This is a genomic window from Pseudoalteromonas rubra, from assembly GCF_004212645.1.
Taxonomy (GTDB): Bacteria; Pseudomonadota; Gammaproteobacteria; order Enterobacterales; family Alteromonadaceae; genus Pseudoalteromonas; species Pseudoalteromonas rubra_G.
The window spans coordinates 86,891-100,566 of record NZ_PPUZ01000017.1 but is presented as its reverse complement, the minus strand read 5'-3'; the positions used below and the strand labels follow the sequence as shown (position 1 = coordinate 100,566).

The 13,676-nt window shown below is 50.5% G+C and carries 14 protein-coding genes; 5 read left to right on the top strand and 9 right to left on the bottom strand.

Features of this window, described 5'->3' with window-relative positions; genetic code table 11:
• Positions 1-120: 120 nt before the first annotated feature.
• Positions 121-2,178 carry a glycoside hydrolase family 97 protein gene (locus C3B51_RS06385; protein WP_130244522.1) on the top strand — a complete coding sequence of 686 codons (2,058 nt, stop codon included), beginning with the start codon at positions 121-123 and terminating at the stop codon, positions 2,176-2,178.
• A 38-nt stretch (positions 2,179-2,216) separates the two neighbouring features.
• Here C3B51_RS06385 and C3B51_RS06380 read toward each other — a convergent pair whose 3' ends face one another.
• On the bottom strand, positions 2,217-3,380 hold the full coding sequence (locus C3B51_RS06380; protein WP_130244521.1) for an MFS transporter: 1,164 nt from the start codon (positions 3,378-3,380) through the stop codon (positions 2,217-2,219).
• A gap of 80 nt (positions 3,381-3,460) precedes the next feature.
• Between C3B51_RS06380 and C3B51_RS06375 the strand changes: the two genes are divergently transcribed.
• A complete protein-coding gene (locus C3B51_RS06375; RefSeq protein ID WP_125720224.1) occupies positions 3,461-4,267 on the top strand; it encodes an AraC family transcriptional regulator in 807 nt (268 codons plus the stop codon).
• On the opposite strand, the gene C3B51_RS06370 is transcribed toward C3B51_RS06375, so the two are convergent.
• Positions 4,264-5,580 carry an InlB B-repeat-containing protein gene (locus C3B51_RS06370; RefSeq protein ID WP_130244520.1) on the bottom strand — a complete coding sequence of 439 codons (1,317 nt, stop codon included), beginning with the start codon at positions 5,578-5,580 and terminating at the stop codon, positions 4,264-4,266. The genes C3B51_RS06375 and C3B51_RS06370 overlap by 4 nt on opposite strands.
• 237 nt (positions 5,581-5,817) lie before the next feature.
• Here C3B51_RS06370 and C3B51_RS06365 point away from each other — a divergent pair, with 237 nt between their 5' ends.
• Positions 5,818-6,471 carry an XRE family transcriptional regulator gene (locus C3B51_RS06365; protein ID WP_130244519.1) on the top strand — a complete coding sequence of 218 codons (654 nt, stop codon included), beginning with the start codon at positions 5,818-5,820 and terminating at the stop codon, positions 6,469-6,471.
• A 60-nt stretch (positions 6,472-6,531) separates the two neighbouring features.
• Here C3B51_RS06365 and trpS read toward each other — a convergent pair whose 3' ends face one another.
• From trpS to rpe, 3 genes are read right to left on the bottom strand one after another with little or no spacing between them, the layout of a single operon-like run.
• Complete coding sequence (gene trpS / locus C3B51_RS06360; RefSeq protein ID WP_125782431.1) at positions 6,532-7,536, bottom strand: tryptophan--tRNA ligase; 1,005 nt, start codon at positions 7,534-7,536, stop codon at positions 6,532-6,534.
• 24 nt (positions 7,537-7,560) lie between these two features.
• Entirely contained in the window at positions 7,561-8,226 is a 666-nt protein-coding gene (locus C3B51_RS06355) for an HAD family hydrolase (RefSeq protein WP_130244518.1), read from the bottom strand.
• On the bottom strand, positions 8,226-8,915 hold the full coding sequence (rpe, locus tag C3B51_RS06350) for a ribulose-phosphate 3-epimerase (RefSeq protein ID WP_125720234.1): 690 nt from the start codon (positions 8,913-8,915) through the stop codon (positions 8,226-8,228). Before rpe ends, C3B51_RS06355 begins: the two co-directional genes overlap by 1 nt.
• 176 nt (positions 8,916-9,091) lie before the next feature.
• On the opposite strand from rpe, the gene C3B51_RS06345 reads away from it, so the two are divergent.
• The gene (locus C3B51_RS06345) at positions 9,092-9,391 is read left to right on the top strand and encodes a hypothetical protein (RefSeq protein WP_125720236.1); all 300 of its coding nucleotides are present in this window, start codon (positions 9,092-9,094) and stop codon (positions 9,389-9,391) included.
• A 113-nt stretch (positions 9,392-9,504) separates the two neighbouring features.
• Positions 9,505-9,690: a DUF2970 domain-containing protein gene (locus tag C3B51_RS06340; RefSeq protein ID WP_125720238.1), complete on the top strand. Its 186-nt coding sequence runs from the start codon at positions 9,505-9,507 to the stop codon at positions 9,688-9,690.
• 1 nt (position 9,691) lies between these two features.
• On the opposite strand, the gene C3B51_RS06335 is transcribed toward C3B51_RS06340, so the two are convergent.
• The 4 genes from C3B51_RS06335 to aroK are packed head-to-tail and all read right to left on the bottom strand — an operon-like array spanning position 9,692 to position 13,663.
• Positions 9,692-10,522 carry a Dam family site-specific DNA-(adenine-N6)-methyltransferase gene (locus C3B51_RS06335; protein WP_125720240.1) on the bottom strand — a complete coding sequence of 277 codons (831 nt, stop codon included), beginning with the start codon at positions 10,520-10,522 and terminating at the stop codon, positions 9,692-9,694.
• 37 nt (positions 10,523-10,559) lie between these two features.
• A complete protein-coding gene (locus C3B51_RS06330; protein WP_130244517.1) occupies positions 10,560-12,044 on the bottom strand; it encodes an SPOR domain-containing protein in 1,485 nt (494 codons plus the stop codon).
• Positions 12,044-13,114 (bottom strand): 3-dehydroquinate synthase, encoded by a 1,071-nt coding sequence (aroB, locus tag C3B51_RS06325; protein WP_130244516.1) that lies wholly within the window; start codon positions 13,112-13,114, stop codon positions 12,044-12,046. The genes C3B51_RS06330 and aroB overlap by 1 nt, the downstream gene beginning before the upstream one ends.
• 30 nt (positions 13,115-13,144) lie before the next feature.
• Positions 13,145-13,663, bottom strand: coding sequence for a shikimate kinase AroK (aroK, locus tag C3B51_RS06320; protein WP_046004932.1), 519 nt, complete (start codon positions 13,661-13,663; stop codon positions 13,145-13,147).
• Positions 13,664-13,676: the final 13 nt, after the last annotated feature.

Below are 13,676 nucleotides of genomic sequence, written 5' to 3'. Positions count from 1 at the left end.
GGACGACTGTTAGTTTCCATTCATCGCATTTTCAAACTGAATACGTATGCAGACAGTTCATACCCCGAGAAGGATAACAGTATGCTAAACGCTCACTCACATTTGCAACCGAGATAGTTTATGCGATTAGTCTTCAGTGCAACAGGCATTGCCGCCACCCTGGTAGCCGGTTTATTTACCGGTGCTACACACGCTGCGACACACAGTGTCAGCTCGCCCGATGGTAAACTGACCTTTCAGATCAGCGATGATCATAGCCAACCCAGTTACCAGGTCACCTTTAACAACAAAGCGGTGATCAACCCCTCCAGGCTGGGCTTTGATTTTGCCCGGGCACCGTCATTGCGTGATGGCCTGACTATCAGCAGCACCCAACGCAACAGCGCAGATGAGCGCTGGCAACAACCCTGGGGTGAAGCACGAGAAATACGCGACCATCACAACGAGCTGGTCGTGACCCTGGCTGATAGCCAGTCAAAACAAGCCCAATATCAGCTCAGAGTGCGGGTGTTTGATGATGGCATTGGTTTTCGCTACGAGGTTGCACACGATTCAGCCCGTTATATTACCCGGGAGCTGACTGAATTTGCTGTCGCTGACAGCGACAAAGCCACCGCCTGGTGGATCCCGGCCCGCGGCTGGAACCGTTACGAGTATACGTATAAAACCACCCCACTTCATGACGCAACCCATGTCCATACCCCGTTCACACTAAAGAACAAAGATGGCGTACACGTCAGTATTCACGAAGCAGCCCTGGTTGATTATGCTGCGATGACCCTGAACCAGCGTCGCCCCGGTACGTTTATCAGCGACCTGACGCCCTGGTCAGATGGCATTGCGGTAAAAACCAACGGCCAGTTTAACACCCCCTGGCGAACGATCCAGGTGGGCGCACAGGCCACTGACTTACTCAACTCCCGCCTGATCTTGAATCTTAATGAGCCTAATAAGTTAGGCGACGTATCCTGGGTCGAACCGGGTAAATACCTCGGCATTTGGTGGGGCATGCACATCGGTAAAAACACCTGGGGCAGCGGTGAAAAACATGGCGCAACCACAGAGCGCACCAAAGAGTATCTGAGCTTTGCCGCCGAGCATGGCTTTGATGGCGTACTGGTGGAAGGCTGGAATACCGGCTGGGACGGCGACTGGTTCTATAATGGTGATGTTTTCAGCTTTACCGAGGCGTATCCGGATTTCGATTTGGATGCCATTGCCAAACATGGCGAACAAGTGGGTGCCCGCCTGATAGGTCACCACGAAACCTCGGGGAATGTCAGCAATTATCGCGACCAAATGGCAGATGCCTTTGCCCTGTACGAAAAAGCGGGTGTCCGTCAGGTGAAAACCGGCTACGTGGCCGATGGTGGCAACATCAAACGCATTGATGAACGTGGCCATGCCCGTTTTGAATGGCACGATGGTCAGTTTATGGTCAATGAATATCTGGACAATGTGAAACTGGCGGCCAAGCATAAGATCAGCATTAATACGCATGAGCCAATTAAGGATACGGGATTGCGCCGCACCTACCCGAACTGGCTAACCCGTGAAGGCGCACGTGGTCAGGAGTTTAACGCCTGGGGCACCCCGCCGAATCCACCCGAGCACACCACTATGCTGGCCTACACCCGTATGCTGTCGGGTCCGATGGACTTTACCCCGGGCATTTTTGACATGAGTTTTAATGGTCTGGGCGATAAAACCAACCGGCCACAAACCACACTAGCAAAACAACTGGCCCTTTATGTGGTGCTGTACAGCCCGGTACAAATGGCCGCCGACTTGCCGGAAAACTATCTGGCCAGAGCGGATGCCTTCCAGTTTATCAAAGACGTACCGGCAGACTGGGAGCAGAGTATCGCGCTGACAGGTGAGGTAGGCGACTATGTGGTGTTTGCCCGAAAAGAACGTAAACGCGGCAAGTACTCAGGTAAAGACTGGTATTTAGGGGCCATCACAGACGAGCAGGCCAGAAGCATTGACGTCAAGCTCGACTTCCTTGAGCCAGGCCAGCGCTTCGAAGCCCAGATCTATCAGGATGGTCCTAAGGCGGAATGGAAACACAACCCTTACGATCTGAGCATTCAAAAACAGATTGTCACGGCACAGGATACCTTAACGCTGAAGCTGGCCACCAGTGGCGGCACCGCGATCCGCTTTAAGGCCCTTTAAAGCACGCATGAAAAGCCGCCCGCACCGGGCGGCTTTTTTCAGGCCGTCGCTTTTTTGAGATGCGGGGTAATAAACTGGCTCAGCAGCAAAGAACACCCAGCCAGTGCCGCACCAAAATAGAACACCAGAGATTGATCATACAGCCACACCACGCCAAAGCTGGCCGGGATCACCACAGCGGCAATATGGTTGATGGTAAAACTGACGCCTGCAGTAGCCGCAATGTCCTCCGGCTGAGCAATTTTCTGGAAGTAGGTTTTCAGTGCAATGGCCATGGCAAAAAAGATATGGTCGACCACATACAGTACCGCCGCCAGCTGAGCCGACTCCACCAGCGCATATCCCACAAACACCAAAATTAAGCCTGAATATTCCAACGTCAGTGCCTTTTGCTCACCGATACGATTGATCATCTGGCCGATTTTTGGGGCAACAAAAATATTCACAACATGATTGAGCATATACAGCGCGGTGATCTCGGCCACATCAAAGCCAAACTTTTCGACCATCAGAAAGCCGGCAAACACCATAAATATTTGACGACGAGCACCGGAGAAGAACGTCAGAATGTAATACAGGCTGTATTGCTTTCTCAGGATCAGCTTTTTATGCTGCGTTGCTTGCTGAACAAATTGCGGGTGTGTTGCTGCTATAAACAACGTCAGCGCCAGTCCGGCACCGCCGAAGAGCAAATAGACCCAAACATAATCGGTGGCCAGCCAGGTGAATGCCACCCAGATCAGGCCAAAGGTGACCAAAGAGGCCATCGATTTAATCGACAACAATCGACCTAACTGCTCCGGCGCTTCTTCCTTAGAGAACCATTGCAGACTCAGCGATTGATTGAGCGTTTCAAAATAGTGAAAGCCGATCGACATCAGCACTGTTGTGGCATACAGGCCATATACACTGGGGAAAAACCCAGTCAGTGCGACCCCGATTGACAGCAAGCATAAACTCACCAGCGCAAAGGTTTGCTCCTTCAGCACCAGCAACACAAACACCGCCGTAAACGCCAGAAACCCGGGCACTTCACGCAGTGACTGCAACATGCCGATGTGGGCGCCGGTGAACGCGGCCTGCTCAATCGCAAAGTTATTGAGTAAGGCATTCCACGCAGAAAACGTCATTGCCATGACGATGGTCGCCAGTACCATAAAACTCATCGGCGAGGGCACAAAAAGTCGGGTTGGGTTTTTCATTCACAGTCCTTAAGCACATTGATTGCCGTTATTAGCCCGGTTAGTATATGAGCTAGGCACGCTGGCTAATATGGAAAATCATGACACAAAGTTTATCAAATCGGACAGATGCTTCCTGGCGCAGTGTGTCCAGCCGGTTTAAGCGTAAGACACTGGACCGGCCCGTCTTCCCCCGACCTACCACAATGCCCGCCAATGAGCATGTACGGGCGCATAGCCATCACTGGGGGCAGATCACTTACATCAGTGATTCAGTCATGACCATTTTTACGCCGCAGGGCACCTTCGTCATCCCGCCACAGCAGGCGTTGTGGATCCCCCCCAACCTGGAGCATGAAACCTTCTGCCGCTATGGCGGACATTTTCGCAGTGTCTATATCGATGAAAAGTATGCTGAGATATTGGGCGATCAGGCGAAAACCCTGGTGGTTGATACCTTGCTTAAAGAAATGATCCTGACCATCTGCACCTGGCCCGAAGACTATCTGCTCGATGATAAAACTGAGCGCTTTATCCAGGTGTTTATCGACAGACTGGAGCTGGCGCCCACCAGTGCATTTTTTATTCCCAAAGCGGATGATCAGCGACTGCTGCCGATAGTCAGTGAGCTGTACGCTAACCCGGGCTGTACGCTCACGCTTGAGCAGTGGGGTGAGCAGGTGGGGGCATCGGCCAGAACCCTGAATCGCCTGTTTCATAAAAGCTTTGCTATGAGCTTTAGCCAGTGGAAGCAAAAGCTCAGGGCGCTGCGTGCGGTAGAGATGCTTACCGCCGGTGAAACCCAGCAGGTCATCGCCCAGCAGCTGGGTTTTGAATCCAGCTCGGCATTTAACAGCGCGTTTAAAAAGTTCTTTGGTACCACCCCTCGCCAGTACCTAAAACGTTAGGGCTGACTATTTACATACAGCGCCTGTAATGGCCCCGTTTCCAGCCAGGCACGCATCAGCTGACTTTGGCTCAGTGAGAACATTTTCTGTCCATTGTCATAAACGTTGGCACGCATAAAGTTCATGGTCAGATCCGCATTCACACATTCCGTCTGCGCTTGTCCGTCACAGCTCAGATGACGGTGGGTGTTTTGGTCATTCCAGGGAGGATTAGTATGCCCAATCAGCCCCAGAAAATGACCCAGCTCGTGGGTCAGGGTTTTGCCCTGATCATAGTTTGGCTCTCTTGGTGCAATGGTACCGAACAGCCCCTGCTCTATCGACACCCCAATGTAGGACTCGGGCGCACTGCCCGGCACATGCGCCCTGCCCGCAAGGACAGGCTCATTAAAGCGGGTGCGTGAGATGCCCACCCAGATATTAATGTAGCGATCTGTCGGCCAGGCATCCGAACCGCCGGCATCACTGCGGGCAAATGGGTACCCCTCCAGTGCAAAGACACTGGCCGTGGCATCGACCCTCACAATCCCTGAGTGAGGCTGACCACCCGGATCTGTGTCGGCCAGATAAAACTGGATCCCGGTGTCTGCAATAAAGGGGGTATTAGTTTCGGGAATGGTCTCGATTTCAGCACTATTTTTGCCCCGAAAATGCAAATTGGTCGCCCGTAACTGAGATAGGATCTGCTCATCGCTGAGTTCAAAATGGCCATTATCCAGTACATGTACGACGACCGGTAAGCGGATCCGCGTTACCGACTCAGGGTCGGGGAGATAAGGTAAGAATAACGCACTCACTGTGCAGGACCCCGTCACCTCAGAAATACGGTAACGACCCTCTGTTAGCGCCCCATTACAACCTCCGACGCGCTCCAGAATATGGTCACTATTGGGTGTGAAGACAAACTCAGCGGCACTACCATAAGCCACCTGCTGAGTGCTGGTATCCACATTTCCTCCCTGACTGACAGTGGCATCCAGGCGGTAACGAATAGGCGAAAAACGTGCAGTCACCTGACAATTTTGCTCGACCCGCTCTACCTTGTAAGCCACGCCGGTACGCTTGCCCGCGCAACCACTTAGCTCTGTCAGCTCATAACCCGCCTGAGGTTTCGCGACAAACTCAGCAGTTTTGCCCTTGCTAACCTTTATCTCTGCGGGCTCCAGTGCCCCGCCCCCTGCACTAAGTGTTGAGACAGTCAGTAACTGCGGCGTTTCATTCACCGGTGGGTTATCATCGCTGCCACCTGAGCACCCGGTCAATGTACTCAGTGCCAGCACCAGTACCCAGCGACCCGTCGAAATATAATGCATCGTTCCTTCTCCTTTATTCCTGTGTTATGTGCCATTGAACACGTCCAATAACAGCTACCTTATTATAGGTACGCAGTGCCCGTAAACTGTTATGTTACCGGTTAAAAATGTCGCAATTTGTTACCTGCGCTGTGAACACTGGACAGACTTTGCGCAATCGGGCTCCCTGTGCTGTACAGTCACGCAAGAGGCAAGTACCCTGAGCCTCTTTCTTCGTTGTAACCTGTATGGGGTGTCATGAGCACAGCATTTTCACGCCGATTTACTACCTTGATCGACCAGTTTAGCGCCGGCAACAAACGCCAGTTTGCGCTACTCACGGGTAAGTCTCCGTCACATATTTATCGTATTTGCCGGGGCCTGAGCCGTCCCTCGGTGGCTTATCTGGAGCATTTGTATAGTTTATTCAATATCGATTTAAACTGGTTGCTGACCGGCGAACAGCCCGTCGAACAATCCGCTGTGAGCGGCTCTGGGGACATGCTAATGGTGCCTAAGCTGGATGTCGAAGCCAGTGCCGGTTTTGGTAGCATCAATGGCAGTGAAGATATCACAGAGCAGTTTGCCCTGAATAAGCGCTGGCTTAGCACTCAGCTGGGCGTGCACAGTGAACAACTGGCGTTTGTGACTATTCGTGGTGACAGTATGCTGCCAACTTTACAGCACGGCGATATGGTGCTGGTAGATTTGAGCCAGCGTGACGCGAATAAACGTGGCGTATTTGTGCTGCAAACCGAAGATGGTCTGATGGCGAAACGCTTACAACAGCACCGGGATCATATTAGCGTTGTGAGTGATAACCCTGAGTACCCGGCCTGGCAGATCCATGCCGACAATGCGCAGCAGCATGGTATTGCAGGCCGGATAGTCTGGTGTGGCCGCAGCATGTGATCCATATACAGCAAAAAGCCAGCAGAGTTGCTGGCTTTTTTGTGTTTGTAAGCAGTCTGGTTATGGACGCGGGATGAAGCCCACCGCTTCATAAGCGGCTTTTAGCGTTTGCTCTGCGCGAGCCCCTGCTTTTTCTGCACCATTACGCATGATCTGATCCAGCAATGCTTGATCTTCGCGGATCTCTCTGAAGCGCGCTTGCATCGGCTCCAGCATCGCTACAACGGCATCGGCGGTGTCTTTTTTCAGGTGACCATACATTTTGTCTTCGTACTCAGGCACCAGATCAGCCACATCGCGTTTGGTTGCCACTGACAGCAGAGTCAGCAGGTTAGAAACGCCAGGCTTTTCTTCCCGGTCGAAGTAAATGCGCGCCTGTTCATCTGAATCCGTCACGGCTTTTTTAAGCTTTTTCTCAATCTTCTTCGGCTCATCCAGCAGCATAATATACGCATTAGGGTTGTCGTCCGATTTGGACATTTTCTTTAACGGATCCTGTAAGCTCATTACCCGCGCTCCCAGCTCAGGAATATACGGCTCAGGTACTTTGAATACGTCACCATATAAGTTGTTAAAGCGCGTTGCGATATCACGCGTCAGTTCAAGGTGCTGCTTCTGATCTTCTCCCACAGGGACCTGATCGGCCTGATAAAGCAAAATATCGGCAGCCTGAAGTACCGGATAAGAGAACAAGCCAACATTGACATTATTGCTGTTCTTAGCTGACTTATCCTTAAACTGAGTCATACGGTTCAGCTCACCCATTTGCGCATAACAATTCAATACCCAGCCTAACTGAGCATGTTCTGGCACCTGCGACTGGACAAACAGCGCCGATTTTTCAGGGTCAATACCACAAGCCGCATACAGCGCGATACCATCTAAAACACGCTCACGCAGAGCACTTGGCTCCTGACGTACTGTGATGGCATGCAAATCAACCAGCATAAAGAAACAATCATGATCTTCCTGTAGCTTAAGCCACTGGTTAATGGCACCCACATAATTGCCTATTGTCATACCACCGGTTGGCTGAATGCCACTTAACACTACTGGTTTAGTCATTGTGTTCCTTTACTCCTGTTTAGTTTAAGGTCGATTTAAAATGGGGATTATATCCAAGAAGCCCTCACAGAGGTACTCTGGATTAAACTGAGCCAAGTCCAGCCCTTGATTGTACCCATATTTAAGTGCAATCACAGGCATTTTTGCAGCCTGAGCGGCCAGAATATCACTTTTTGAGTCACCCACCATGATGGCGTCTTGCGGTGCAATATTAAGTTGCTCGCAGGCAGACAACAGTGGCTCAGCCGAAGGCTTTTTGGCGCCATCGTCACCACACACTACCACATCAAAGTGCGTGCTCAGATTAAGGTTATCGAGCAGTTGCAGCGTAAACTCGCGGCTTTTATTGGTTACAACAGCTTTGGGGACATGGCTGAATGCAGCCAGCACGGTTTCGACATTGGCGTAGAGCAAAGAGTACTGACCTACCAATGCCCGATAATGTCCGGCAAATCGTTCCTGTGCTTCTGCCACCAAACGCGGCGGTAATTCTGCATTAATTTCATTGCTACCACTGAGACCACGTTGTACCAATACATCAATGCCATTACCTACCCACTCAAGCACCTGTGTGCGGCTGACTACCGGAAAAGCCACTTCCGTCAGCGTTAAATTCAGTGCCATATACAAGTCGTGTGCACTGTCGACCAAGGTGCCATCGAGGTCAAATAGAATACCCTGGTAACGCATTAGCCCACCTTAGCGAGCTCTGAGCGCATCGCATCAATGACTGTCCGATAGTCTGGTTGATTAAAAATCGCTGAGCCGGCAACAAACATATCGGCGCCAGCCTCTGCCACCTCTGCAATATTGTCGACTTTTATGCCGCCGTCGACTTCGAGGCGAATTTTACGACCACTGGCCTCAATACGCTCACGTACCTGACGCAGCTTATCGAGTGTCTGCGGAATAAAACTTTGTCCGCCAAAACCCGGGTTCACGGACATCAGCAGGATCTGATCCACTTTATCCATTACATAATCGAGGTAGTGTAGTGGCGTTGCCGGGTTGAGCACCAATCCGGCCTCACACCCTTGCTCCTTAATCAGTGCCAGGCTGCGATCAATATGTTCACTGGCTTCTGGGTGGAAGGTAATAATATCGGCACCCGCTTTAGCAAACTCAGGGATCAAACTATCAACCGGTTTGATCATCAGGTGCACATCAATGGGGGCTGTGATGCCATAGTTGCGCAGCGCTTCACAGATCATCGGGCCAAAAGTCAGATTTGGCACGTAATGATTGTCCATTACATCAAAGTGCACAACATCCGCACCCGCAGCTAATACGTTGGCGACGTCTTCACCCAGCCTTGCAAAATCGGCAGACAAAATGGACGGTGCAATTAAGAACTCGGATTTATTATTGTTCTGCGACATACTACCCCCTGAAACAAAATGTCAGCGGCTACTGTAACCCATCTGAACGCTAAAAACACCTGATTGTTAGCGGGACTAATTTTGCGAGCAGTGGCGACTTTTATAGGACAAAGCGATTGTTTAATAAACATCCATAGTGTACTATTTATAGATAACTATTCACTGGGGATATGGTTATGTTAGGTCGGCTTAAAACACGGACGCTTTTACTTACGGCTGCGGTAGTCTTATCTGCTGGCGTGGTGTCATTCAATGGCGACGATGCCTTAATTGCAAAACACGATATGTGTCAATGCTCTACCACTGTGGCCAGTCAGCACGCACAAGCAAATGTGTGCAAACTAGAGTCACACACCAGTTGGTATGCCTGGTTGACAGGTGGCAGTAGCAACGCGCAATTTCATTATCTTGATTTGCTGGAACTATTGTTAGGTTCTGGTGACGAGCAAACGTCGAGCCAATTTTCACAATTCTAATCATCGATACCAACGCACTTAATGTGGTCACGCGTTTTTCGCACGCCGTTACGACAAGTTGGTATTGATGCACTATACTAAGCGGTATCTTAGTTCACAGGAGCCAGGACGCCGTGACAGAACGATTCTTTATACTTATTCAGAGTGTACTCGCTGCCATGTTTGGTGTGCAGAGCCAGGCCAAATATCGTGTCGATTTCAGCCAAAAACACTTTTGGCCTTTTGCCTTGCTGGCCGTGTGCTTTGTCATCGCACTGGTTATCGCGTTAGCCTGGTTCGTTAACTCGGTTGTATTGTGACTTAGTCGTGATACAGGGCCATCAGCTCGTCGACGCGATTGCGGCCCGACCCTTTGGGACTGATGGTTCTTTTTACCTGGATCACATCCAATTGGGCCTGACTGTATATCTTACGCGTCAGAACTGTGTCATGGTTGGAGATAAGTACCGGCGTTTGCTGCTCGAAGGCGGCCTTTTCTGCCAGGTTGGCAAGCTGTGCCTGATCGTCCAGGTTAAAGCCTCCTTTAGCATAGGCGGTAAATGACGCCGTTTTGCTTAGCGGCACATAAGGTGGATCGCAATACACAACGGCTTTATCCGGCACACGCTTAAAGACCTGCTCGTAGCTCAGGCAGGTAAAAGTCGCCTGCTGTGCTTTCTCAGAAAAAAAGTACAGCTCGTTTTCCGGAAAGTAAGGACGTTTGTATTTACCAAAGGGCACATTGAAAATCCCTTTGAGATTGTAACGACACAGCCCATTGTAACCGTGGCGGTTCATGTACAAGAACAGAATGGCCCGCTCATATACATCCACACTTTCATTAAACTGCTGACGATACGCATAGTAAGCGTCCGGATGGTTGTTCAGATCTACAAATAGCTTTCTGGCATCACTGATAAACTCATCGGGCGTGCGTTGCAGTTCTTTGTAAAGGTTGATCAGATCAGCATTGATGTCATTGAGTATGTAGTGCTTAAAATGACTGTTGAGAAAGACAGATCCAGCCCCAACGAAGGGCTCCACCAGAGTTTCGGCCTCTTCATTTGCGGCTTGCAAGCGCTTGGTAATTTCTTCCACCAAGGCGTATTTTCCACCTGCCCATTTTAGAAAAGCTCTGGTCTTTTTTTGCATGATCTGACTAGTTACCCCAAAGTAGCGCGATTCTACACTATTTTTGTGTTTGTGACTGTTGGATTTGTTGCTTAATTTGCACGATACGCTTAAAAAACGGCTGCCCTGCAAGCACGGCTTGCGGTAAATTAGCTCGCGCCTGTTTTGCGTCATCTAAGGTCGCAAAGGGCGCCAAAGTGACGAACCACCAGTCTTTATTGTTACGTTTAACCTGTGCAATGCGGATCTGCGCTAGCTTATGTTGCGCTACATACCGCTGCGCCACCGCCTGATCAGTGACGGCCAACAATTGAATGGTCCAGGCATTGCTGTCCTGCGCCATAAACCAGATATTATCGGATAAATCGCCCGACTGTTCAGAGACGCCTGCTGCCTGTGGCGTTTCAATCTGTTCCTGCGTACCTGATGCCTCAGGATTCTCTGCCGCAGTTTCCTGGGTTAAAGCCTGTGCAACCACTGTAGGTGCCTCAGTGACCGGATCAGTTACCTGCTCAGTTACCTGCTCAGTTACCTGCTCCGAGTTTTCTCCAGTGGCGCCATCATGCCCGCTGTCTTGTGCTGGTTCATTCGTCTGGTCATCTCCCTGCGTCGGGTGATCCACAGTTAATGCGCCCAGAATTGATTGCACATCGTGCTGCTGCACGGCCTGAATGTCATCACTATTTTGCGCTGCCACGGCCTCTTCTGCGCTCTGCCTGTCGTTATCCGATAGTGCTTGCTGAGTCGTCAGCACCGTTGGCTCAGGTAACTCCTCAACCTGTGTTGCGGCAACATCCCGCTGCATCCGCAGTAGATCGGTGAGGTCTTTTTGGTACACCACAGCCACCAGAAACAACGTGGTGATAATTACAAAAGCGCCGAGAAATAGGTTCAGTTGTTTGCGGCTCAGAGTCGGCTTAGATTTGAGTGTTAATTGATGCTGGTTTTGCTGCCACTCCAGCAAGATACTGGGATTACCACCAGATTCATGCAAAAAAGTACTGAATATGGGGTCTTCCTGGGGCGGGAGTTCCTGAAAAAACATCGCCATCAGACGGCGACTTTCTACTAAGGACAAGGGCTCCAGATGAATATCCAATGCCTCGGGCAGTATCTTGGGCGCCTGTGCTGTGGCGAGAATATACAAAGTATCCGGGGCTTTTTTGGCCAGTAGCTGGAGCTCCTGGATCAGTTCATCACTGAGGTGACGAGCACCATCGATCACCCACAGGCATGGCCCACAGGGTTGCTCATTATATAGAACAAAAAAGTTCTCGGTTAACGATAACTTATGATCAACCAGAGGTGCCCGGAAACTGTTTTCCAGTAACTGCTGTACTAACTCAGTGTCTTTGGTGTGTGCCCCCAGCTTAACAAATGCCTTGTTAAACTCGGGATATTTGTCGGTGATGAAAGACTCAGCCAGATAACTTTTACCTAACCCGGAATTACCGACCAGGCAGATCAGGTTTTGGCCATACTCAAACTGCATTGCAATCCGGTCGACCAGAGCGGCGCGACTCGGTAGTATTTGCGACTGCATCAGTGCCCTATTAGCTGGCCTAAGGTGTCATCAGTGACGTCGTCCACCAGCTGACACTTGCCCAGACTGGTTGGCACGATAAAGCGGATCTTACCTTGTTTGTTTTTCTTGTCTTTGCGCATATGCGTAATAAACTGCTCTGTCGTCATAGACGCAGGCGCAGCCACTGGTAACTGGTAGGTCTCCAGCAACGCCGCTATACGTGTCACTTCAGCGTCCGTCAGTGCACCTCGGTGCTGCGCTAAACGAGCCGCCAGCATCATGCCCACAGCTACAGCTTCGCCATGGAGCCACACACCATAACCCATCTGAGCTTCTATGGCGTGGCCAAAGGTATGCCCCAGGTTTAACAGAGCGCGCAGACCAGCTTCTTTTTCATCTTGTGCCACGATTTCAGCTTTGATCGCGCAACAGCGGTGGATCACCTGCATTAATAACTCAGTATCCAGGCTTTGCAATGCTGGCCCCTGCTGCTCGAGCAGATCCAGAAAATCTTTATCGTAGATAAGACCGTATTTGATCACTTCCGCCATCCCGGCGGCAAATTCTCGCGCAGGCAAGCTTTTCAGCGTATTGGTATCAATAAACACCGCTTGAGGCTGATAAAAAGCGCCGATCATATTCTTGCCCAGCGGGTGATTGACCGCCGTTTTGCCACCTACCGACGAATCGACCTGCGACAGCAAGGTGGTGGGAATTTGAATAAAAGGCACACCGCGCTGATAACACGCTGCAACAAACCCGGTCAGGTCGCCAACCACACCGCCACCTAGTGCAATCAAACAGGTATCACGACCGCAGTTGTGCTCAAGCAAAAAGGCGTTAATGCGCTCAAACCACTCCAGTGATTTGTACTGCTCCCCATCTGGGATACAAAAATGAAGTGGCGCTTTGCCATCTAACTGCGTGAGTAAAGTATCCAGATACAAAGGTGCAACGGTCTCGTTGCTGATGATGACGGGGCGCGCATTGCCAATATGCTGCAATAACCGCCCCTGATCTGTGAGAAGATCTTGGCCAATATAGATAGGATAGCTACGCTCGTTTAAATCGACTGTTAATTCAAGCATGTGCTGTCACCTCCTATCTAGCCTACATGTTTAGAAATCTAACTTCTCAATAATTTGATTCGCCACTACTTTGGCGCTTTGCTCATCTGTGCGTACAACGTGATCCGCCACTTCTTTATAAAGTGGTTCACGTTCGTTTGCCAGACGTACTAGTACATCGCGTGAATCTTCTTCTGTTTGTAGCAAAGGACGACGCTTATCGCGTTGTGTACGCGCTACTTGCTTTTCAATTGGGGTCTCAAGATAAACCACAATACCACGAGCAGATAGTTTGTTACGTACCTCTTTACTGATGACCGAGCCGCCGCCAGTAGCCAATACGATGCCTTGCTTTTCGGTAAGATCAGAAATCACGGTCTCTTCGCGACGACGAAACCCTTCTTCCCCTTCAATATCGAACACCCAAGAGATATCAGCACCAGTGCGGCGCTCGATTTCTTGATCCGAATCGAAGAACTCCAGATGTAATTGGTCCGCAATGTGACGACCAATCGTGCTCTTACCAGCCCCCATTGGGCCTACCAGAAATATATTACGTTTCTCAGCCATATCTTTTTAGTAC